The 21,166-nt window shown below is 52.7% G+C and carries 23 protein-coding genes; 15 read left to right on the top strand and 8 right to left on the bottom strand.

Annotation, left to right across the window (positions count from 1 at the left end):
- Positions 1-57 precede the first annotated feature (57 nt).
- The 4 genes from M655_RS17210 to M655_RS17195 all read left to right on the top strand — a co-directional run bounded on the left by M655_RS17210 (position 58) and on the right by M655_RS17195 (position 2,724).
- Complete coding sequence (locus M655_RS17210) at positions 58-381, top strand: hypothetical protein (protein ID WP_007785058.1); 324 nt, start codon at positions 58-60, stop codon at positions 379-381.
- A complete protein-coding gene (locus M655_RS17205) occupies positions 378-1,151 on the top strand; it encodes a DUF3109 family protein (protein ID WP_005828016.1) in 774 nt (257 codons plus the stop codon). The genes M655_RS17210 and M655_RS17205 overlap by 4 nt, the downstream gene beginning before the upstream one ends.
- A gap of 67 nt (positions 1,152-1,218) precedes the next feature.
- Positions 1,219-1,728 carry an acyl-CoA thioesterase gene (locus M655_RS17200; RefSeq protein ID WP_025848534.1) on the top strand — a complete coding sequence of 170 codons (510 nt, stop codon included), beginning with the start codon at positions 1,219-1,221 and terminating at the stop codon, positions 1,726-1,728.
- Between the two features lie 75 nt (positions 1,729-1,803).
- Complete coding sequence (locus M655_RS17195) at positions 1,804-2,724, top strand: aldo/keto reductase (protein ID WP_026557012.1); 921 nt, start codon at positions 1,804-1,806, stop codon at positions 2,722-2,724.
- Between the two features lie 106 nt (positions 2,725-2,830).
- Here M655_RS17195 and M655_RS17190 read toward each other — a convergent pair whose 3' ends face one another.
- The 5 genes from M655_RS17190 to uvsE form a co-directional block, all read right to left on the bottom strand.
- Entirely contained in the window at positions 2,831-3,259 is a 429-nt protein-coding gene (locus M655_RS17190) for a thiol-disulfide oxidoreductase DCC family protein (RefSeq protein WP_026557013.1), read from the bottom strand.
- A 105-nt stretch (positions 3,260-3,364) separates the two neighbouring features.
- Positions 3,365-4,873 (bottom strand): histidine ammonia-lyase, encoded by a 1,509-nt coding sequence (gene hutH, locus M655_RS17185; protein WP_007785063.1) that lies wholly within the window; start codon positions 4,871-4,873, stop codon positions 3,365-3,367.
- Between the two features lie 324 nt (positions 4,874-5,197).
- Positions 5,198-5,611: a hypothetical protein gene (locus M655_RS17180; RefSeq protein ID WP_286085848.1), complete on the bottom strand. Its 414-nt coding sequence runs from the start codon at positions 5,609-5,611 to the stop codon at positions 5,198-5,200.
- Complete coding sequence (locus M655_RS17175; RefSeq protein WP_155808674.1) at positions 5,612-5,785, bottom strand: hypothetical protein; 174 nt, start codon at positions 5,783-5,785, stop codon at positions 5,612-5,614.
- 347 nt (positions 5,786-6,132) lie between these two features.
- Complete coding sequence (gene uvsE, locus M655_RS17170; RefSeq protein WP_026557014.1) at positions 6,133-7,065, bottom strand: UV DNA damage repair endonuclease UvsE; 933 nt, start codon at positions 7,063-7,065, stop codon at positions 6,133-6,135.
- Between the two features lie 312 nt (positions 7,066-7,377).
- Here uvsE and M655_RS17165 point away from each other — a divergent pair, with 312 nt between their 5' ends.
- The 6 genes from M655_RS17165 (at position 7,378) to M655_RS17140 (ending at position 12,352) form a co-directional block, all read left to right on the top strand.
- Positions 7,378-7,860, top strand: coding sequence for a hypothetical protein (locus M655_RS17165; RefSeq protein ID WP_026557015.1), 483 nt, complete (start codon positions 7,378-7,380; stop codon positions 7,858-7,860).
- A 271-nt stretch (positions 7,861-8,131) separates the two neighbouring features.
- A complete protein-coding gene (locus M655_RS17160) occupies positions 8,132-9,307 on the top strand; it encodes an amidohydrolase (RefSeq protein WP_026557016.1) in 1,176 nt (391 codons plus the stop codon).
- A 33-nt stretch (positions 9,308-9,340) separates the two neighbouring features.
- Positions 9,341-10,171 (top strand): DUF3100 domain-containing protein, encoded by an 831-nt coding sequence (locus M655_RS17155; RefSeq protein WP_005832930.1) that lies wholly within the window; start codon positions 9,341-9,343, stop codon positions 10,169-10,171.
- Positions 10,168-10,605, top strand: a complete 438-nt coding sequence (locus M655_RS17150) for a hypothetical protein (RefSeq protein ID WP_005832928.1) — start codon at positions 10,168-10,170, stop codon at positions 10,603-10,605. The genes M655_RS17155 and M655_RS17150 overlap by 4 nt, the downstream gene beginning before the upstream one ends.
- A gap of 172 nt (positions 10,606-10,777) precedes the next feature.
- Positions 10,778-11,569 (top strand): ABC transporter ATP-binding protein, encoded by a 792-nt coding sequence (locus tag M655_RS17145; RefSeq protein ID WP_005832926.1) that lies wholly within the window; start codon positions 10,778-10,780, stop codon positions 11,567-11,569.
- Positions 11,570-11,662: 93 nt separating this feature from the next.
- Complete coding sequence (locus M655_RS17140; protein ID WP_005832924.1) at positions 11,663-12,352, top strand: MBL fold metallo-hydrolase; 690 nt, start codon at positions 11,663-11,665, stop codon at positions 12,350-12,352.
- 89 nt (positions 12,353-12,441) lie between these two features.
- Here the strand turns inward: M655_RS17140 and M655_RS17135 are convergent, their stop codons facing one another.
- The 3 genes from M655_RS17135 to M655_RS17125 form a co-directional block, all read right to left on the bottom strand.
- Complete coding sequence (locus tag M655_RS17135) at positions 12,442-13,059, bottom strand: SurA N-terminal domain-containing protein (RefSeq protein ID WP_026557017.1); 618 nt, start codon at positions 13,057-13,059, stop codon at positions 12,442-12,444.
- Positions 13,060-13,258: 199 nt separating this feature from the next.
- On the bottom strand, positions 13,259-13,945 hold the full coding sequence (locus M655_RS17130) for a tetratricopeptide repeat protein (RefSeq protein ID WP_007785072.1): 687 nt from the start codon (positions 13,943-13,945) through the stop codon (positions 13,259-13,261).
- 80 nt (positions 13,946-14,025) lie between these two features.
- Positions 14,026-15,972 carry a beta-propeller domain-containing protein gene (locus M655_RS17125; RefSeq protein ID WP_007785074.1) on the bottom strand — a complete coding sequence of 649 codons (1,947 nt, stop codon included), beginning with the start codon at positions 15,970-15,972 and terminating at the stop codon, positions 14,026-14,028.
- 179 nt (positions 15,973-16,151) lie between these two features.
- Here M655_RS17125 and M655_RS17120 point away from each other — a divergent pair, with 179 nt between their 5' ends.
- From M655_RS17120 to M655_RS17100, 5 genes are all read left to right on the top strand, one after another.
- On the top strand, positions 16,152-17,687 hold the full coding sequence (locus M655_RS17120) for a fumarate hydratase (RefSeq protein WP_007785077.1): 1,536 nt from the start codon (positions 16,152-16,154) through the stop codon (positions 17,685-17,687).
- A gap of 187 nt (positions 17,688-17,874) precedes the next feature.
- A complete protein-coding gene (locus M655_RS17115; RefSeq protein ID WP_286085847.1) occupies positions 17,875-18,414 on the top strand; it encodes a hypothetical protein in 540 nt (179 codons plus the stop codon).
- An 80-nt stretch (positions 18,415-18,494) separates the two neighbouring features.
- Positions 18,495-19,688: a transposase gene (locus M655_RS17110; protein WP_007787630.1), complete on the top strand. Its 1,194-nt coding sequence runs from the start codon at positions 18,495-18,497 to the stop codon at positions 19,686-19,688.
- Between the two features lie 147 nt (positions 19,689-19,835).
- A complete protein-coding gene (locus M655_RS17105) occupies positions 19,836-20,300 on the top strand; it encodes a HipA domain-containing protein (RefSeq protein WP_286085846.1) in 465 nt (154 codons plus the stop codon).
- On the top strand, positions 20,290-21,036 hold the full coding sequence (locus M655_RS17100) for an HIRAN domain-containing protein (RefSeq protein WP_005832914.1): 747 nt from the start codon (positions 20,290-20,292) through the stop codon (positions 21,034-21,036). The genes M655_RS17105 and M655_RS17100 overlap by 11 nt, the downstream gene beginning before the upstream one ends.
- The last annotated feature ends 130 nt before the right edge of the window (positions 21,037-21,166 follow it).

Here is a 21,166-nt window from a genome sequence, read left to right as displayed (position 1 = left end):
TTTCCGCTGCACTTTGCTATGATGGGCAGTAATGATATTTTTTCGGAGGGATTGACAATGGAAATTCAACAGCACGAACAGCTTTTGCGCCTGCTTGCGGACGAGTTTGCCAAGCAAACGCTGTCTGTCACTTTTACGCAATGGGACACGGAAAGCGAAGACGATGAAGAAGTCGCGCAGTTTCAGGGACAACTGACAGAAGTGAAGCTCACCGACAACGAATTTGACGAAAAAGACCTGTTGCTGCTGTTTGTGGCAGCGGACGAGGAAAGCGTGGAAATTTTGATGGAAATTCCCGGAGAAGAAGTGGATCTCGCCACCTATGCAGACGGAAAACTGAACATTTTCGGTACGGAAGCGGAGATCGTCCTGGAAAAATGAACAGGAAGCCATCCTATCGCTACGTCGGAACACCCGATCCGATGAGTGAAAAAGAAGTGTACAGTTGCGAAAAGTACATGAAAAAAAACAGGCATGCGATGATAAAGGCAGGGCGGTACATGGTGGACGTACCCGCTCTGCTCGCTTTGTTTCACCTGGACTGCTGGAATTGCCGGGCGGTTCACCGCGAGACTTGCTGCGAAGGCGGCCAGCCATACGCCGTCGAGGAATGGCAAATCCCGCTGCTGGAAAAACAGGTTCCGGCGATCGCTGCCCGTTTGCAGACAGCAGGCGAGCGGGAAAACTGGGAGCGCTACGGCGTGTGGGACCGGGGACAGTTGCCAGGCACGATTCGTATGCGGCATGGCAACTGTCTGTTTTATCAGGAAAACAACGGCCGCTTCGGCTGTGCGATCCACGCCTACGCGGAAGAGGCAGGGCACGATGTCCTGCCGCTCAAGCCGTTCAGTTGCCAGTTGTACCCGCTGGATTTGATTGATACGGGCCAGGAAATTTTGTTGACTGCCGTGACCAAAGAGACGTCGTCCTTTTCCCGCTGGGGAACGGACTATTTGGAGCAGTTTTACTGCGCGAACCGGGAGCGCAGGAAGCTGGCTGCGCACATCGACGAAAACTGGTTCGCGCTCGATGGCTACCGCCCCGCCTACGAATGGAACGTGCCGATGCTGCGCTATTTTTTGCAGGAGGAGGCGGATACCGTGCTGGACCGCCTGCGCGAGCGCAGCCATATGACAACTGTCAGTATGTAATTGGAACAGCGGATGCCTTGTGATATGATGGGGGAGCATGAACATGATTGACAAAGGAGCAACAGTGATGAACGTCAAGACTACACAAGAATCCCGCACGATCCAGGCATCCTTGGTTCAACCGTCCGATACGAATTACCACGGGACCATCTTCGGCGGGACGATGATGGCCTATATAGATGAGGTAGCGGCAATCGCTGCCATGCGGCATTCGCGCCGCCCGGTCGTGACTGCTTCCATAGACTCCATCGATTTTTTGGCACCCGTAAAAATGGGGCATTCGATCTGCCTGGAAGCGTTTGTCTCCTCGACAGGGCGCACGTCCATGGAGGTCTTTGTGAAAATCGTCTCGGAAAACCTGCAAACAGGGGAACGAGTCCTGACTGCCACTTCGTTTTTGACTTTTGTCGCGCTCGATGAAGCGGGCAATCCTACCGAGGTTCCGGCCATCGTTCCGGAAACCGAGGAAGAGAAAAGGTTGATGGCTACTGCCGAGGAGCGCAAAAAAATGCGCAAGGAACGGAAAGACAGCCTGCAAGCGTTTGTCAGCCAGTTAAACATCGAAAAAACAATCTGATGTTCGTTTGGTTTCACCCTGAGCGACAGTTCGCTCAGGGCCTTTTCTACATAGAGGCGCGAGGAGGAATCGACAATGAAGTACCGCAGATTAGGGAAAACGGAACTGACTGTTTCGGTCATTGGCGTAGGGACGTGGCAATTTGGCGGAGAGTGGGGGCAAGACTTTTCGCAGCAAGAAGTCGACCAGATTCTGGACAAGGCGCACGAGCTGGGGATCAACCTGATCGACACCGCAGAGTGCTACGGCGATCATCTGTCCGAGAAGCTGATCGGAGGCTATTTGAAAAAGAGCCGCCGCGCCGATTGGATCATCGCGACGAAGTTCGGCCACCATTTCCACGACAAGTTTTCGCGGACGAACGAGTACGGGGCTGCCGCTGTGCAGGAGCAACTGGAAAAATCGCTGCGGGCTTTGCAGACCGACTACATCGACCTGTACCAGTTCCATTCCGGGCCAGACGAAGCGTTTGACAACGACGAGCTGTGGACGTATCTGGACAAGCAGGTGCAGGCAGGGAAGATTCGCCATCTGGGCTTGTCGATTGCCAAAAACGACAACATGCATCAGGTGGGCGGAGCTTCCCGCGTCAACGCGCAGACGATCCAGGTCGTCTACAACCGGCTGGATCGCAAGCCGGAGGAAGCGGTGTTTGCGTCGTGCGCGGAGCAGGATTTGGGCGTGCTCGCACGCGTGCCGCTGGCGAGCGGTTATTTGAGCGGAAAATACAAGCCAGGAGCCGTGTTCGCCGGAAACGATGTGCGCCACCGCCACGATCCGCAGCACGTCGCCCGCCTGCTCGAAGAGGTTGCCAAAATCAAGGAAAGCGAAGTGCCGGAGGGCGTGGACATGGCGCAGTGGGCGCTGGCGTGGTGCCTGAAGCACCCGGCCGTCACGACGGTCATCCCGGGCAGCAAAAGCCCGGCACAGGTGGAGGCAAACGCCAAAGCCGCTGCCTTCGCAAGCGACGATCACCCGCAAGCGCGGGTCAAATAGCGAAAAGAGGAGCCGACAGATCGCGACGGCTCCTCTTTTTTTTGTACATAAGTGCCACAAAGGCGTCGCCAAGGGTTTGGCGCAGCCAAGTTTTCTAACCGATCAGTCAGTCCAGAAAGCGAGCCTTGATCTCGGGAGTAGGCAGCATGCACTGTTCCTGTTTGCCAAACCAGCGGTAACGGTTTTTGGCCACCCAATCGTAGGTGAAATCGCGGACGGGACGGGGGAACAGACGGCCGAGGTAGTAGCACAGCGGCCAGGCCCCGGACAGCTTGCGCGCCACTCGCAAAATCGCGTCTGACTTGGTGTATAAGCGTCCATGGGCAATCAGGACGACAGATGACAGCCCGCTTTCGGCATACGAAAAGCGGGACAAAATTTGCTGCGCTTTTTCCGACTGCAAAGAAGCGAAGTGAATGCTGCCGGAAGGATCGCGCTTGAGGATGAATTGAACGGCGCTGTTGCACAAATGGCAAACACCGTCGAACAACAAAAGATAGTCAGGGTGTTGCAGCGGCTCAGATGCTGGCTTCATCAGGCAGCCCTCCATGCTCTACAGCGAATCGAATGGTCGTGCGGTCGTGCCGCCTTCGCTTTCATCATAGCAGAGAAGGGAGGGCATTCCCAGCGCGGATCACTACTAGAGAATGACAAGCGCTCCTTTTTGAATCAGTTCCTCTGCTTTCACCAGGTCGGGGTGCATTTCCCGGTCCTCGTGCAGACGGGGAATGACGCGGCGCAGCTCTTCGTAAGCTTTTTTCGTGCCTGCGCCCAGCTCTCCATTCCCGAAGTCGATCGCCTGTGCTGCCGCCAAATATTCGATGGCGAGCACCTTTGTCACGTTGGAAATGACCGTGCGCAGCTTGCGGGCGGCGGTTGTCCCCATGCTGACGTGGTCCTCCTGGTTTGCCGAGGACGGGATGGAATCGACGGACGCAGGATGGCACAGCACTTTGTTTTCCGAGACGATGGAAGCGGCTACATATTGCGTAATCATAAAACCGGAATGAAGACCGCCGTTTTCGGTCAAAAATCCGGGCAGGCCGCTAAGCTGCGGGTTGACGAGTCGCTCTGTACGGCGCTCGGAGATGTTGGCCAGCTCTGCCATGGCGATCGCCAAAAAATCGGCGGCAAAGGCCATCGGCTGCCCGTGGAAGTTTCCGCCGGAGATGACATCGCCTGTTTCCGTGAACAGGATCGGGTTGTCGGTCACGCTGTTGCACTCCCGGGTGACCGTCGCCCAGACGTACTCCAGCGTATCGCGTGTCGCTCCGTGGACTTGCGGGAGGCAGCGCAGACTGTAAGGGTCCTGGACGCGCAGCTCGCCCTGCTGCGAGGTTCTTTCGCTGCCGGACAGGTGCGCGAGCAGTCGTCTCGCCGATTCCTGCTGTCCGGGATGCGGGCGGACGAGGTGCAGTTGCGGATCAAACGCTTTCGGTATGCCGCGCAACGCTTCAATCGTCATCGACGCGATCAGCTCCGCGCTTTCCAGGACGACGCGCGAATCGTACAAGGCCAGGCAGAGCAGGGCGGTCATCGCCTGCGTGCCGTTAATCAGGGCCAGACCTTCTTTGGCCTGCAGGCGAATCGGGGAGAGCCCGACTGCTTTGAGCGCCGCTTCTCCGCTCATCCGCTGTCCATTGACGATCGCTTCGCCCTTGCCGAGCATGACGAGGACCATGTGCGCGAGCGGAGCCAAATCGCCGCTGGCGCCGAGCGAGCCTTGCTGGGGAATGACCGGATGGACGCCGCGGTTGCACAGCTCGGCCAGGTGCAGCAGCGTTTCTTCCCGGATGCCGGAATAGCCTTTTGCCAACGCATTGATTCGCAACGCCATCATGGCGCGGACGACTTCCACCGGATAAGGCTCTCCCATTCCGCAGGCGTGGCTCATAATCAAGTTTTCCTGCAGCTTGCTGACATCTTCGCCCTGAATCATGACATCGGAAAATTTGCCGAAGCCTGTGGTGATGCCGTAGACGACTTTTTGCTCCTGGAGCATCTCTTCGACCATCGCCCGGGAGCGGCGCACATTTTCCAGCGCCTCGGGGGTCAATTCGATGCGGTGAGCGTCCCTGGCAATCCGGACGACGTCTTCAATGCGCAGGCGATTCCCATTCATATGGATGACGCTTGCTTGCTGATTCATGGATAGTTTCCTCCTTTAACAGAGCAGAGAACGAAAAGAGCGAGGGGTTAGGATACTAGATCCTAACCCCTCGCTCCTGGGTTCTATGTGATTGGATGAAACGCGTAAGCCCGATTGGAGGCCACATACGTCTTTCCTCACTTTCGCTCTACAACTGTCAGATAATTTTCGTTATTAGTATTATTGTAACGAAAGTGAGCGCGCAGTCAAGATCAAGATTGGCACGGCGCCTTCCCTATAGTGGAAAAAACGGGCTCAATCCATTTTTGGAAACTGGGCGATTGTCGTTTCTTGAGCGGGATAAATGTCATACCATGTACTGTGTTATTTCATCAGAAAGGACGTGTTCATTTCCGTGGAAAAGCGACGCAAGATGCCGCCTGTGCCTCCATCGTCCCCAAGGCGTCCCAAAGAAATGCCAAAGCCGCCTTCCTCGATAATGCCGTTGCCGTCACCGATTGTACCGTCTCCTAACGTACCATCGCCAAACGTACCGTCACCGTCGAAGCCGAAAGCGCCGCAAAGCTCGGAGAATCCGCAGCACAACATCCCGGCACGCCCGATGCCGCAACGGCCGAACGTGCCATCTCCTAACCAGATTATGCCGAATACGCCAAACCCGATGCCGCCAAAACCGATGCCGTCCAATCCGATGCCGCCAAACCGGATGCCAGCCAACCCGATGCCGCCAAACCGGATGCCAGCCAATCCGATGCCGCCAAACCGGATGCCGTCCAATCAAATGCCGCCAAATCGGAGGCCAGCCAACCCAATGCCGCCAAACCGCAGACCGAATCCGATGCCGCCGAACGTCATGCCGAACCGGCGTCCACCAAATGCTTCGCCAAACATGAGGCCGCCGTCAGCGGAAAACGTCCGGCCAGGCTCGGAAATCGAACTGTATTTGTTCAAGTTCCATTTCCATATGGACCGGATGCAGTATTTCCGTCACAAATGCGAGCAATACCGGGATCACCGCCGGAAATACAGCGAATACCGCAGACATTACAAACACCATCAACGGAGAATGAAGCATTATCACGACCGTTGCCAAGTTTGGCATCATAGGGGCAGCAGCTCTGGCGGACGCAGCAGCTCATCGTCTTACGGACATAGAAGCTCCTCCTCCGGACATGGCTGCGACTGTGGTTGCAGTTGCGATTAACGAGCAAGCAAAAAAAGGACGCCTGTTTTCGCGTAGGCGTCCTTTTGGCTGTTTGGCTGGCGGCAAAAGCGAATTGGTTTTCCTGCCGGGGCGATCAAGGGGCAGCGGCAAACGCCTCGACCTCAACCCCGCGTTTTTTCAGATGTTGCCGCAGAGTCAGCAGCGCATCGTCTTTGTTTTTGCATTCCAGCACAATATCGACATGGTAATCGGCGAGAGCGCTGGCAAAAGCGATAAATTCGTCCGGATCGATATTGTCCGCATGGGAGCGAAAGTCTTTGGCTGATTTCGGCGAGGACATGTGCATTTTCGGGATGCGCTTCCCCCACGTCTGGATGATGCGCGGAAGATACTCTGTCCATTCCTCGCCGTCCGAATGGCAATGGTGGTGATGGATGTCGAACACCATCGGCACACCGATCCGCTCGCACAGCTCCAACACCTCGCGCATGGTGAAGGACGTGTCGTCATTCTCCACGACCAGTCGCCGCTTGACCTGCTCAGGCAGTCGCTCAAAGTTCGCCGCAAATCGTTCCAGGGAAGTGACCTTGTCCTCGAACACACCGCCGACATGCGTGACCAGCACCGAATTGTCGTCCAATCCAAGCAGATCAAACACTTTGGCGTGATACGAAAAATCCGCTATCGCCGCTTCGACCACGGATGGCTTGTCGCTGTTCAAAATGCTGAAGTGGCCGGGGTGCGCTGTCAGGCGAATGCCGTTGTTGCGGATGAATGTGCCTGTCTTCTGAAAGTCCCAGGAAAATTCTTTGGCCCAGTCCCAGTCTGCCGCGACCGGGTGCGTAGCCAGCGGCACAAATTCCGAGGGGAGGCGATACAAAAAAATGCGGTTTTCCACGTTGTAGGCGAGCAAATCCATCAGGTTGAAAAAATTCGTCTGCAACACTAGCCGCAGCTTTTTCAGGCGCGCCTGCGGCTCCAGTTTATTGATTTGCGCAACGGTCGTCTTTTTGTTCGGATTGTTTTTCAGCTTTACGCTGATGCAGGCATAGCCCAAACGGATCAAGGAAATCACCCCTGGGATCGTCGTCACCACGTAGTATCTCCAAAAACAGTAGCGGCGTGTGATATGAAAACTTCCCAGTTGCGCGCATGAAGGTGAGCGAACAGGCAGGGCGCCTGTGTACACCCTTTTTCGATCGGCATGTTTCCTTTCCGTACGGCCACCCGCCTGCAACGGACAAGCATCAGGTGCGATGGATTGCCGCAGCGACACGGTAAAAGCTTGGGCAACGGGCCGCCGCGACTCATAAGCCAAAGCCCCCGGAGAAAAGCTACTGGTAGAAACGAACGATAAACCGTAAAGGAGCGAAGCGTGATGAGCAAAAGCAAAAGCGTGAGAACGTTACTCGTCATCGGAACCGTTCTGCTTCACCTGACTTCCCCAGCTCTCGCCGGACAAGCGGCGGAACCGGGCCAGATGATGCAGCAAGCGGCGCGGCAACAGGCGGAGAGCGAGCACAATCGCTACGAAGTGGCAGGCATTACCGACCCGGTTGCCTTTGAAGCTTTTTTCGACAAGCTTCAGGAGGCGGTGAAGGCCGGGAACAAAGCACAAGTCGCAAGAATGGTCCAGTATCCGCTGCGCATAAACAAGGACGGGGGCAGCCGCTACGTGCAAAATGAGCAGCAGTTCCTCGCGGAGTACGACGAGATTGTCACACCGAAGGTCAAGGAAGCTTTGCTCGCCCAAAACGTCCGTGAGACGTTCGTCAACGCCCAAGGCGTGATGGTGGGCAACGGTGAACTGTGGCTGGGCCAAAGCGGCGGCAAGTACGTGTGGTTTGCCGTCAATTTGTAGGAAGCGGGGCAGGGCTTTTCTGCGGAAAAGCCCTAAAGGACGCTGTTCAAAAATTTTTATTGCGTTTTATGTATATTTTACGTGGACATTATAGATAGAAAATTCTAAAATAACTAATAAATAGACGGGGATCGAGGTGGATTTGACAAAAAATGTCCTTCTGAAATGGACATTTGTAATTTTGGCTCACACGTGATAGAATTCACGGAAAGCCAATTTGTTTAATGAAACTTAACTGAACGTAAAGCTAGAGAGAAAAGGAGTGGACACAGTGAGTTTGGATACGAAGCGATTGGCGGACGAATTGGCAGAACAGGTCGTTGCCTGGCGCAGACATTTGCACCAGCATCCCGAACTGTCGTTTGAAGAAGAACAGACGTCTCAATATGTGTATGAAAAATTGCGATCTTTCGGAAATTTGGAATTGTCCCGTCCGACGAAAACGAGTGTGGTTGCTCGCCTGATCGGCTCCCAGCCGGGAAAAGTGCTCGGCATGCGCGCCGACATGGACGCCCTGCCGATTCACGAAGAAAACGATGTGCCTTACGCATCCGGCAAAGCGGGCGTGATGCACGCTTGCGGGCACGACGGGCACACCGCGATGCTGCTTGGGGCGGCGAAAATATTGTCGCAGTACAAAGACCGCATCAAAGGGGAAGTGCGATTTTTCTTCCAGCACGCAGAGGAGCTTCCGCCGGGCGGCGCGGTCGAGATTGTCCGGGCAGGAGCGGCGGACGGTCTGGATTCGATTATCGGGATTCACCTCGCTTCTTACATGCCAGTCGGAAAATTCGGAGTTTTATACGGGGCGCTCACCTCTTCCACAGACCGTTTTGATGTGAAAATCCAGGGCAAGGGCGGACACTCCTCCCAGCCGGAGTCGGCGATCGATCCGGTCGTCATCGGCGCGCAAGTCATCACCGCTTTGCAGCAAATCGTCTCCCGCAATGTCAGCGCGTTGGACAAGGTCGTCCTCTCCGTGACGATGTTGAACGCAGGCACGGCCTACAACATCATTCCAGATACGCTGACGCTGACAGGCTCGACCCGCTGCTTTAACGCGACAATTCGCGAAAATCTGCCGGTCTGGATTGAGCGGATTGTCAAAGGGATTACCGAAGCACATGGGGCCGGCTACGAGTTCTCGTTCTCTCACGGCTACACCTCCGTCGTCAACGACGAGCAAGTGACCAGGCTGATGGAGGACATCATTCGCGAGCGCTGGGGCGAGGAAGACATTATGTACATCGACCCGCTGATGCCGGGCGAGGATTTCTCCGAATACTTGAAAAAGGCGCCAGGCTGCTTCATCCAGTTGGGAGCGGGCAATCCGGAGAAAGGCTTTGTTTACCCGCACCACCACCCACGCTTTGATTTTGATGAAGACGCATTGGCTCGCGGCGTCGAATTGTTCGTTCGGGCAGCGCAAAAGGTAGTCATCGAATAGCAGACAGAAACAAGACCGAACAGGGGGATCCTTATGACTGAGGGACGCGTGAATGTGTACAAGCTGCATTTCCTGGTGCTTGTACTGGTAGCCTTGACAGAGTTTATCGGCACGAAAAAAATCAATATCGGCATCGGCGTCATCGCCTTGTTCCCGATGCTGTACGCACTCGTTATCGGCGGTGTCATTAGCTGGCCTTCATTCAAGTTTTTGAAAGAAAAAGATATGAATGTCGCGGCAAACATTTTGGGCGTTTCTTTTCTGATCTTCGTATGTAAGCTCGGCGCCAACATTGGTCCAGAGTTGCCCAAGCTGTTTGGAGCGGGCGTATCGCTGCTCGTCCAGGAGGTAGGCCACATCGTCGGAACGATCATTTTGGGCTTGCCAGTGGCGCTTTTGCTCGGTCTGAAGCGCGAATCAATCGGGGCTACCTATTCCCTCGACCGCGAGCCTAATCTGGCGATTATCGTGGACAAGTTCGGGGCAAGCTCGCCGGAAGCGCGCGGCGCACTGGGCGTTTACATTTGCGGTACGTTGTTTGGCGCGATTTTCATGTCGTTGCTCGCAAGTATCCTCGGCAGCAGCGGACTGTTCCATCCGATTTCGCTCGCGATGGGCGCAGCGGTTGGTTCAGGGAGCATGATGGCGGCAGCGACAGGCTCGCTCGCCGTAATTTTCCCGGAAGCGCAAAAAGACATCGCCTTCTACTCGGGGGCGGCGAACTTGATGATGAGCATTATCGGTACGTATGTATGCATTTTCGTCTCCTTGCCGCTCACGCAGCGGCTGTACGCATGGCTGGAGCCGATCATCGGCCGCAAAAACGCTTCTTCTGACACAGAAGGGGGGAAAAGAAGCGCATGAATCAAATTTTGACGATTCTCATCATTGGCGCAATCTCACTCATCGGTAACTGGATCGGCTATGGCGTGCCGATCATGGAATCGTTGCCAGGCATTGTGCTTCTCGCGGTCATCACCTTGATCGGGATGGGCTTTACGAAAATTTTGCCGTTCAAATCTCCGGTGATTGTCTGGATTTCTCTGTTTGCCATGTTGGCTACTTCTCCTTTCTTCCCAGGAAGCGAGTACACGGCAGCGTCGATTGCCAAAATCAACCTGCTGGCGCTCGCGACACCGATTCTCGCATACGCCGGTCTGTCGCTTGGAAAAGACATTCATCTGTTCAAGCAGTTGAGCTGGCGGATCGTAGTCGTATCCCTCGTCGTTTTCACAGGGACGTTCCTGTTCGCAACCTTGTTCGCGGAGATCGTGTTCAAGATTCAAGGAAAGTTTTAAGCAAACCGCATTAGCGAAACAAACCTTCGTGGCTCGCAACTTGCCGCGAAGGTTTTTTCGCATCGCCTCCGGGTGTACAAAAGAATTGATCGATCAGGAATGGACAGTTATACTCTTAATAATCAGAAAGATTACGGCTTCCGACAAAGTAAGACAGGAGTGGAGAGAGCAAATGATTATTGATGTGAACCAAGTCATGTGGCAAAGAGACGAAACGGTCATTTTGCGCGACGTTAACTGGCAGGTGCAAGAAAACGAGCACTGGTGCCTGGTCGGACTGAACGGCTCCGGCAAAACGAGCCTGCTGAAAATCATCTGTGGCTACACTTGGCCGACAAAGGGGCAGGTCAGCGTCCTCGGAAATGTGTACGGAACGGTCGATTTGCGCGAAGTAAGAAAATCGATCGGCTGGGTCAGCACGGCTTTGATCGCACAGCTTCACGAGCACGAGACGGCCTTTCGCGTCATTTTGAGCGGGAGAGAAGCGACGATTGGCCTGTACGCGGTTCCGGCGGAGAAAGATGTGCAAAAAGCGTCCGAACTGCTCGAAACATTCGGCTGCACGGAGCTGCGGGACAGGCCGTTCGGAGCGCTTTCGCAAGGAGAGCGGCAAAAGGTGCTGATTGCGCGGGCGTTGATGGCGTCCCCCCGGCTGCTCATTTTGGACGAGCCATGTACGGGACTGGATTTGCTGGCACGAGAGCAGCTTTTGTCGATGATCGAGCAAATTGCCAAGCAGCCGGACGGGCCGACATTGCTGTACGTCACTCATCATATCGAGGAAATTTTGCCGTGCTTTACCCACACGCTGCTGTTGAAGGCGGGGGAGGTCGAGCGGGCGGGAAAAACGGACGAGGTGCTGACGGCAGACGGATTGACCCGCTTTTTTGGGGTTCCGGTCAACATTGCGCGGTCGCAGGGACGCTCCTGGGTCAGCCTCGGGGAAGCGGCATCGGTGCTTTAACAGCCGATCTTTTGGCAAGAGTCGGCAAGGTCGTGTAACATTGTGTATAATAACAGTATGAATAGAAACTGGGAGGAGAGGAGAGATGGAGGCATGAACAACGTGATTGCACCAATCACAGACTCCACCTGGGCGATCATCACCTACGAGGATGCGTGGCAGAGCTACGTGAACAGCTACGTGGTCAAACAAGGTGAATCGTTTGCTGTTATCGATTCCCACTTGCGCAAGCAGCGGACGTACTTTCAGCAGGCGCTGGAGGGAATCGGTGCCAAGCCGGAGCGGATTGAATACGTTTACTTTACCCATCGGCACGCGGACCATATCGGGAATGCCGACATGTTTCCTTCCCGAAACAACTGGATTCATCTCGACGATTACTACGAGCTGGACGATTTCTCTCAGACGCTGTTCGGGCACACCTTCACGGGGAGCGGCGGAGATCTACCGTCGTTGCGTTTTCGGCAATTGTCCTTTCATACGGAAGGGTCCGTGGCGTTTTTCGACCCGCAGAGCAAAATTTGTTTTGTCGGCGACCACATCTGCTTTGATAAAGCCGAGCTGGGTCAGATCGTCGGAAAAGAAAGCGAGTGCCGGGCGGCGTACAAGGCGCATATAAAAAGCTGGGCCATCGACGAGCCTGATCGGGTCCCGGAGTACGTGGAGGGGCTGGAAGCGTTGCTTGACTGGCCGATCGAATTTTTGGCGACGGGACACGGTCCCATCCTGCAAGGCGACATCCCCGACTTTTTGCAGGAGCTGATCGCGATTTTACGTCCGTAACTTTTTTCTGCAAAAGAAAAGACTTGTGCACCGGAAAAACGGGCGACACAAGTCTTTTGGCATTACGCGTGCGGGTGAATCAAGCGCGATTATTCCTTTGCTTGCTCCACCAGAACCGGGTCCATGATCTGGACGTTGTACTTTTTCTTCATTTGCTCCAGCCACTCGTCCGAGTGCTTGCGTCTGTTGCGCTCTAGCAGCTTCTCGGCGATCTCGGGACGAGCTTCTTCATACGTTTTTCCGAGCTTTTCTTTATTTTTCTCGTAGTACTCCTTGATTTGCTCCTCTGTTACCGGGAATGCCTTTTCAAACACTTTGTCGCGCAAAAGGAGCATGCCGAACCGCTCGCGGAGCTCTTTTTCATTCATTTTTCGTTCCTGCAAATACTCCTGGAACTTCTCCGGTGTTTTCAATTTATCCTTGATCGGATTGATCTTCGCGTCGATCTCCTGCTCGGTCACTTTGATGCCTTGGGCGGCGGCTTCCTGCTTGCACAGTTCAATGGCAATCAGGTCGGTCACGACTTTGGCGCCAGCCTCTTTTTTCATCTGCTCATAGAGCGCGGTTTGCGAGATCGCGGTGTTGCCGACTGTCGCGACTGCACTTGTGTGGGCGGCGGCAGGATCATTTGCCTGCGATACGCCGATCACAGCCAGTCCTGTCAGGAGGACGGCGACTGTCAGGATGGAAATGTCAAACTTTTTCATTTCAAGAAACCTCTCTTTCTGGCCTACATCTGTTGAAATAGTATAGAGCAGCGATACGGAAGAAAAATGGAACGGCTTTTACGAGAATGCCACATTTTCCTGCCCGATATGCCCGTTTTCTGGAAGCAGGCGGCAATAAAAAACCGCACACCAGAAAAATCATGTGCGGTGTCATTTGGATTGGAAAGCAGGCGGATATTTAGCTGACGTGAGTCGAAGCCTTTTGCCATTCCTCCAGGCGTTTTTCCAGCTCGGAGCGGTTGAAGTGCAAAGAGCTGGCCGATTTGTTCAGCAACTGGCGGAGATAGGTCAAGGCGTGCTCGTAGTTGCCTTTGGCCGCTTCGATTTCAGCGAGGCAAAACAGCTTCCACTCCTTGGCAGAGCGCTTGGTGGCAATCAGTTGATAAGCTTCGAGTGCGCTTTCGATTTCGCCCAGTCGAGCGTGCGAGCAGGCGATGAGCGCGAGCGAATCCGTCATCCTCTGGTCGCGTTGGTAAATGCGGAAAGCGACTTCCAGCGATTCGCTGTAACGGCCGGACGAGTAGTAGACGATCGCCAGGTTGTAAAACAGGTAGTGAATCATGGCCTGATTGAACAGAGAAGGGCGTTCCTTGCAGACGTTGATGCCCGAAACAATGTACTTTTCAGCCAGTTCGTAATTGCCGATCATGATTTCGTGTGTCGATTTATCGAGCATGGCTACCGCACGCGAACGGTTTTTTCGGTAGGATGCCTCCAACCAGCTAAGCCGTACATCCAATCGGCGCTTGTACAGATTCGCCATATATTGAAAACGGAAGGGCCAGTGCAGGCGAATGAACATGACCAGCAGCACGGCAGCTAATCCCGCCAGTGTTGAAGTCAGATTAAGACTCAAATACTCCACGTAATGACACCCTCTCTTTTTGCGCTGCCTCTATTCCCCCATCTTAGCACAGAACCTGTCCGCGTGACAGACCATTCCCTTTATTTCGTCAATGGCAAAGTCTTTACAGCTTTCGGCCCTTGAAGCGGCTGGGCTTTGACGAAGTCGTCGGAAACGGTGTAGAGCGTCTGGTCAATCGTCAGGATTCGCTTGATGTTTTTTGTGCTTTCGTACCAGCCTTCCCCTGCCTTGTCTCTGTCTGCTTGCTCCAGATGTGTAATTTTGTCCGTCAACGTAAAGCCTTTTTCCAGATCGAGCCGGTAGACGTACGCGCCCTGGAACGTGAAGTGGCCGTAGCCGCGAATGTCCTGCTTCGCCTTTTGTTCCTCGGTCCATTCGTAGACGGTGACCGGGAAGGCGAGCAGCCCTTTTTCCTTGGAAAACAACAAAGCTTTATGGTTGCGCAACAGCTCGGAGTCTGTTCCGCGGTCGCCGATGACGGTTTTGAACTTTTCTTTCGGCTTGGTCACGTCGCTGACGTCGAACAGCGCGATTTTCATGCCCTGGTAAAAAGCCATGTCCTTGTCTGACTCTGCTTCCTTGCCGAATCCGATGATGTGGTTCTCGTCATACGGATGGAGGTAATCGCTGTAGCCCGGAATTTTCAGCGCTCCCAAAATACGCGGGGCAGCAGGCTTTGCCAAATCGAGCACGAACAGAGGGTCTACGTTGCGGAACGTCACCATGTAGGCGCGTTTCCCCATGAAGCGGACGGAGTAGATGCGCTCGGTCGGAGCGATGCCTTCCAGCTTGCCGTGGATTCCGAGCGTGCTGTCAAGGACGTACACGTTGTTTTGCGAAGTGCCGGAATCGGTGCGCCACATGTTTCCGCTCGTCGTCGCGATCCGCAAGTAGCCGTCGTGTTCGTCCAGGGAAAACTGGTTGAGAATCTGGCCCGGCACGCTGCCTTTTGCCGAAAAGGCGATCTTGCCGTCGTTCATGCCGAAGCGGTAGATCGTCGTGTCCGTCGCAAGCGGCGGGGGGGCAAACGAAGGGGCAAGTGACTCGCCTTGCTTCAGCTTGATCGGCTCCGCTTTATGCTCGGTTACCGCTACGTACAGATTGGTCGGGGAGGCGTAAATATTTTCCCCTGCGCCCAAATAAGTGGAAAGCGACAGCTTTTGTTTAGGCTCGTCGAGATTGACGCCTGCCACCATCAGGTAGTTCGGCTGCAAGCTTTCCGGAAAATAGCGGATGTCGCTGTACGGAACGGTTTGATACTGCTCGCCGAAGGCACTGTCGCGATAGGCAGGGCCAGGCAGCTCCGTTTTTTCCTGCAAAATCCGGTAAGTGTCGATGTAGTGATTGGCCGTCAAATACAGGCTGGAACCGATTTTGCGGGACGACAAATACTGGCCTTCCACTTCCAGTTGTCTGATGAGCCGCGGTTGCGCTTTGTCTTGGATGTCGTAGACGAGCGCTTTGACAAGCTGGTTGTGGCGGTAATACGGGATAGCGCGCTTCGAAGCGGGCAAAGGAGCCAACTCGACGCTGCTGTTCGCCTGGCCGATGACGATGAGTTTTTTGTCGTCGACGAACATCTCCAGCGGCGTGAACAGGCCGTCCTCATAGCTGATCCGGCTCGTCATGCGCATCTCCGAGGCCGGGTACGCTTTGACGATGCGCACTTCGCGACTCGTCGACTGGTACAGGTAGGTGCCATCCGTCTTGACGATGTCGGCTTCATCGACGCCTTGCACCTGCGTGTTCGTCGCCGAAAAATCCGGGGCTGCTGCGCTTTTGCCGGAATCCCTCGCTTCAAGGACAGCAGCCGCTGCGGGCATGCTCAACTCGGCTTCTGCCACGACGTAGTTGGTTTTCGCCTTTTTCAGCAGCTTCTTGAATTGCCCGTAGGAACCGACGACAGGCAATCCGTCTTGCTCTGAGGCTGTGACAGTCGGCTCGTTGAGCGAGCCTGGCGGGAGCAAAAACGGCAGAGCGCACAGCACGACGGCTGTCACGATAAGTCCCGCTGCTTTTTTCTTCATCTCGATCCCCTCGCATCTCGATCTTGGCAGGATGTGCATTCAGTTATAAGACGCAGAATGCTGCTTTAACGTTTCACATTGTCTTTGGTCAGCAATCTACGGACAGGGGGGAGAGCGTGTGCTATAATAATAGGCGGTTTAAGCTACCATTCACACTTACGTCAAAAGGGGCGTCATAGATGGAAAACTTGAAGCAAAGCATTCTGGAACTCATCACGGATACGTCAACAAACTTGCCGCCAGACGTGCGTCGCGCCGTCAATGCAGCAAAACTGAAAGAAGATTTGGGCACTCGTGCTGCGCTGTCCTTGTCCACCATCGCGCAAAACGTCGTGATGGCCGAGGAAAACGTCTCTCCGATCTGCCAAGATACGGGGATGCCGACCTTTGAGGTCAAAACTCCGGTTGGCGTCAACCAGCTCACGATCAAAAAAGCGATCAAGGAAGCGATTGTAGAGGCGACGAAAACAGGCAAGCTGCGTCCCAACTCCGTTGACTCCTTGACAGGGGCAAACAGCGGGGACAACCTGGGGCCAGGTACTCCGGTCATTCACTTCGAGCAATGGGAAGAGGATGAAATCGAAATCAAGCTGATCCTAAAAGGCGGCGGCTGTGAGAACAAGAACATTCAATACTCCCTGCCCTGTGAGCTGGAAGGTCTGGGCAAAGCGGGCCGCAACCTGGATGGCGTGCGCAAATGCATTTTGCATGCGGTCTACCAGGCACAAGGACAAGGCTGTAGCGCCGGCTTCATCGGCGTAGGCATCGGTGGCGACCGCACCTCCGGCTATGCGCTGGCGAAGCATCAACTGTTCCGCCCTGTGGATGATGTCAATCCGAACCCGGACCTGGCCGCGCTGGAAAACTACATTATGGAAACAGCGAACCAACTGGGAATCGGGACGATGGGCTTCGGCGGAAACTCGACCTTGCTCGGCTGTAAAGTGGGCGTGGAAAATCGCCTGCCCGCAAGCTTTTTCGTTTCCGTTGCCTACAACTGCTGGGCGTTCCGCCGTCAAGGTGTGCGTCTGAACGCCGAAACAGGCGAAATTCTCCGTTACTTGTACAAGGACGAGGAAGTCGCCATGGATTTGGCTCCGACCGCAGCCGCAAGCGAAGAAGGCGAAAGCCGTCGCGAGGTAGTGCTCGAAGCGCCCATTACGGAAGAGCAAATCCGCAGCCTGAAAGTGGGCGACGTCGTCATCATCAACGGCGAAATGCACACCGGACGCGATGCCCTGCACAGCTACCTGATGGATCACGACTGTCCTGTGGACCTCAATGGGGGGATCATCTACCATTGCGGTCCGGTCATGCTGAAGGATGAAGCGGGCGAGTGGCATGTAAAAGCGGCTGGACCGACGACTTCCATCCGCGAGGAACCGTACCAGGGCGACATTATCAAGAAATTCGGAATCCGTGCCGTTATCGGAAAAGGCGGAATGGGCGCAAAAACGTTGAAAGCGTTGAACGAGCACGGTGCTGTCTACCTGAATGCAATCGGTGGCGCGGCTCAGTACTATGCAGAGTGCCTGGAAAAAGTCGAAGGCGTGGACTTCCTGGAGTTCGGTATTCCCGAAGCGATGTGGCATTTGCGCGTAAAAGGCTTCGCCGCCATCGTGACGATGGACTCCCACGGCAACAGCTTGCATGCCGATGTCGAGAAATCGTCCCTGGAAAAATTGGCTCAGTTTGCCGAGCCGGTATTCAAATAAGGGAAACCGTATAGAAATAACGCAAAAGCCTCTGACATTATATGATGCCAGAGGCTTTTGAGCTGTAAACGAGTCATTCAAGCAATAACCCTTGTCCTGTGGTCATGAAAAAGCAGTAATAGCTTTTAGCATTAAACATGTGCTATTTGATATAATCAGCATAGATTATTGTTAAGGAGATTGCCATATGTACCCAATCTTAAATATTTCAGGGTGGCCCTTCGAAGATCTATACGTTTCGGGATCAAAAGAAAAGAGATGGTACAGATTTCCTGAGAGTTTTAAGCTAGGCTTATTCAAGCTTCCTGTTTCGCTGACAAGTAGTACATGGAAAATAGAAGGAGAATCTACTGGGGAAATGTGGGCTGAAAAAATTGCTTCCGAAATAGGCAAAATTCTGGGTTTTAGCACACATACTGTAGACATAGCTTGTGTTGCGGCTGACGACGAAATCGTAGGGCATTATGGGCTAGATATTTCGAAGTTGGATTCGGGAATGATTTACGGAGCACTTTGTCATTCCTTTCTTGTTGAAGGGGAGGAGAGTTTAGTTGAAGGTGCAGATATGATCATGGAATATGATTTTACATACAATCGGGACATTTTACGGGGAGAGTTTGAAGTTTACAGCTATGAGTTATTAGAGAAAATTTTTCGTAAATACAATTTTATAGAAGAACTGAGCATTTTGCAGAAATCTGAGCCCTTGAGACACAAGGATTTCTAGGGATAAAAAAGGGACTTCACCCCAATTTGGAGAAGTTTTTCGGTGACCAAACCAAAAACGCCCAAAAGGAGGAAGTCACCTTGTATATTCTTCAAGAAAGTCTGTTTTCCTTCGAGGAACTGCAAAAACTTGAATCCAAAGAACGATTGCCTATCTTTTTCAGCGCTCTTGACCTACGTCCTTACGCCAAAGAACTGAGAAGCCGTTCCCCCCGAGGCGCTGACGGTCACTGCAGACAAGGAATCCTTCGGGCTTTGCTTGCAGCTCCGCTTGAGAATATCAGTACGTTCACTGGCCTACATCGCCGGCTGGATATGGATCTTCGTTTTCGCTATCGATGCGGACTTCGGCTTGATCGGAAAGCTCCTTCCGTGGCAACGTTGAGCCGCGTCTTTGCCGAGCTTACGAGCAAAGACCTGGTCAAGCGACTTTTTGAGGATCTGGTCACACGCTGCAAGCAAGAAGGCATCGTCGATGGAAGTCATGTGGCCATCGATAGTGCCGCGATCCATGCCTACGAGAAGAAACAGCCGAAACGTAAAAGCGAGCTCACAGGCAATGCAAACTGGGGTGCCAAGTTCGACTCCTTCGGCAATAAGGTGAAGTGGTTTGGCTACAAGCTTCATCTCGCCGTCGATACCAAAAGCGAACTGCCGATGGCGCTCGCCGTGACACCGGCTCATGTCCATGACGGCGATATGGCGCCAGATCTGATGGAACAAGTCGCGGCAAAAACCAAAGTCAGCTTCTTTGTCCTCGATGCTGGGTACGACCAACTAAAAAACTATGAGGCTGCCCGGAATTTGAAAGCACAGGCGATCATCCCGATGAATCTTCGCAATGAGAAAGAGCCGCCTGCCGGCATGACATCAAACGGAACGCCTTGCTGCTCCATGGGTTTTCCGATGACCTATTGGGGAGCGGATGGCGATGTTCTGAAATTCCGCTGTCCCCATGCTACAGGCAAGGTAGACTGCCCGCTCGGAATGGCCGCTTGTTCGTCTTCCAATTATGGGATGGTCGTTAAGGTGGATACAACCAGTGATCTGCGCCGCTACTCCACACCGCATCGGGAGAGCAAGCGTTGGAAAGAACTGTACAACGAAAGAACTAGCGTGGAACGATGCAATTCCCGCTTGAAAACCTATCTAACTGCCGATGCGATGCACGTTTGGGGAATTCAGAAAGTCACAACGCACCAGTACCTTAACGCCATTGTATTGCTGGCTTCTGCACTAGCCATGGTTAAGCATTCAAGCAAAGCCGCAGCTTAAATTTTTCAGCATAGACGAAAATTCTGCAGGTCTGCCCATTTTTCCAAAGCCATCACATCACGACATTGAAACCAACCACAGGCCATATAAATCTGTTGTCTTTTTCTCGAAAATGGAATTATGCAAAGTGCTCAAGAACTGTATAAAATGATGGTTTTTGACACTTTAATAGGGAACACAGATCGACATCAAGATAATTTTGGAATCATAAGAAATGAAAAAACAAACGAGATACGGTTTGCTCCTTTTTACGATAATTCTTCTAGTTTAGGAAGAGAGTTACCTCAACATAAAATCATGCTAATGATGCGGGATAAACAAATGTTTGATGCATACTTATTTGGAAGGAAATCAAGTTCTTTAATCAAATGGGGAAACATTCAACAGCATGAGAAATTGAATATTTTTTCGTTGTTTCAAAAAATCAGGGAATGTACCCCTGAAATTAGTAAATATGTGTCGCGTATTGAACGACTTTCTGATAATTTGATAATCCAATTGCTTGAAAAAGTACCGGACGTAGTTATGACTGACCTTCAAAAGCAATTCGTTATACGCTTGTTAATAACTCGTCGAGACTATATGTTAAGGGAGTTTAGCCATGAAAATTAGTTTTAGTAAATTACTTCTAAACTGGAAAAGTCCAGTTTCAGGGAGAAATTTCCCAGTAGGAGTACTGCAAAAAAGGCTTGATAGCGGTCTGTACGTGTTTTCTTATAACATTTCAGTCGTTGAAGAGGCAAAGGCGGAAGGTTTCATTCCGTTTATCGGGATTAGTGATATCGAGTCAGTCTATGAAAGCAAGAAATTGTTTTCCGTTTTTGAAAGAAGACTTCCTAACACGAAACGAAATGATTTTCAAAAATTTTTGTCTGATAATGATTTGCAGGGTTCTGATGATGTGTATTGGGATTACTTATGTGTAACAAAAGGGAAATTGGCAACGGACTCGTTAACGTTCATGGAACCAATTGTTTATGAAAAGAATTATGTTTTATTTAGTTGTGAGGTTGCAGGCTGGTCATATACAAAATCTAAGAACAGGGATTTTCAACAGAAGGAGAACATTGAGTTTATTGTCAGAATAGACGATGTTAATCCTGAAGATTCGTCTGCAGTTGAATTTATTGACCAAGAAAATCATTATGAACGAGTGGGGTACATACCAAGACCGTTTAATCTGCTTTTTTATCGGTTGTTGAAACAAAAAATCAGTGTTTATTCAAAAGTTTACCACTTAGGAAAAGAAGATAACCGACCACATGTGCTTATTTATACCGAAGATATTGAAAGGGAAATAATCGAAAGGGAAACAGATTTGCAGTATTTAATTGAGTATCATGATTAGCACTGTTGTTCATTCTCACTCCTAAGCATTCTTGGGCGCCTTGCCGCTGCGCGCCTGCAACGGCGAATATACTGGGTGTTTACCTATCTTTGCAAAAATGGGTATTGGTTTATCTCCACTGTCTCCGGGC

The sequence above is a fragment of the Brevibacillus sp. NSP2.1 genome (assembly GCF_000470975.2).
In the GTDB taxonomy this organism is placed as follows: domain Bacteria; phylum Bacillota; class Bacilli; order Brevibacillales; family Brevibacillaceae; genus Brevibacillus; species Brevibacillus agri.
The sequence above is the reverse complement of the archived record's forward strand: the minus strand, read 5'-3'. Positions and strand labels throughout refer to the sequence as shown.

Bases quoted from the DNA above. Each gene is read 5' to 3' on its own strand.
- M655_RS17210 (WP_007785058.1), top strand. From the start codon at position 58: ATGGAAATTCAACAGCACGAACAGCTTTTGCGCCTGCTTGCGGACGAG.
- M655_RS17205 (WP_005828016.1), top strand. From the start codon at position 378: ATGAACAGGAAGCCATCCTATCGCTACGTCGGAACACCCGATCCGATG.
- M655_RS17200 (WP_025848534.1), top strand. From the start codon at position 1,219: ATGAACGTCAAGACTACACAAGAATCCCGCACGATCCAGGCATCCTTG.
- M655_RS17195 (WP_026557012.1), top strand. From the start codon at position 1,804: ATGAAGTACCGCAGATTAGGGAAAACGGAACTGACTGTTTCGGTCATT.
- M655_RS17190 (WP_026557013.1), bottom strand. From the start codon at position 3,259: ATGAAGCCAGCATCTGAGCCGCTGCAACACCCTGACTATCTTTTGTTG.
- hutH (WP_007785063.1), bottom strand. From the start codon at position 4,873: ATGAATCAGCAAGCAAGCGTCATCCATATGAATGGGAATCGCCTGCGC.
- M655_RS17165 (WP_026557015.1), top strand. From the start codon at position 7,378: ATGAGCAAAAGCAAAAGCGTGAGAACGTTACTCGTCATCGGAACCGTT.
- M655_RS17155 (WP_005832930.1), top strand. From the start codon at position 9,341: ATGACTGAGGGACGCGTGAATGTGTACAAGCTGCATTTCCTGGTGCTT.
- M655_RS17150 (WP_005832928.1), top strand. From the start codon at position 10,168: ATGAATCAAATTTTGACGATTCTCATCATTGGCGCAATCTCACTCATC.
- M655_RS17145 (WP_005832926.1), top strand. From the start codon at position 10,778: ATGATTATTGATGTGAACCAAGTCATGTGGCAAAGAGACGAAACGGTC.
- M655_RS17140 (WP_005832924.1), top strand. From the start codon at position 11,663: ATGAACAACGTGATTGCACCAATCACAGACTCCACCTGGGCGATCATC.
- M655_RS17135 (WP_026557017.1), bottom strand. From the start codon at position 13,059: ATGAAAAAGTTTGACATTTCCATCCTGACAGTCGCCGTCCTCCTGACA.
- M655_RS17125 (WP_007785074.1), bottom strand. From the start codon at position 15,972: ATGAAGAAAAAAGCAGCGGGACTTATCGTGACAGCCGTCGTGCTGTGC.
- M655_RS17120 (WP_007785077.1), top strand. From the start codon at position 16,152: ATGGAAAACTTGAAGCAAAGCATTCTGGAACTCATCACGGATACGTCA.
- M655_RS17115 (WP_286085847.1), top strand. From the start codon at position 17,875: ATGTACCCAATCTTAAATATTTCAGGGTGGCCCTTCGAAGATCTATAC.
- M655_RS17105 (WP_286085846.1), top strand. From the start codon at position 19,836: ATGATGGTTTTTGACACTTTAATAGGGAACACAGATCGACATCAAGAT.
- M655_RS17100 (WP_005832914.1), top strand. From the start codon at position 20,290: ATGAAAATTAGTTTTAGTAAATTACTTCTAAACTGGAAAAGTCCAGTT.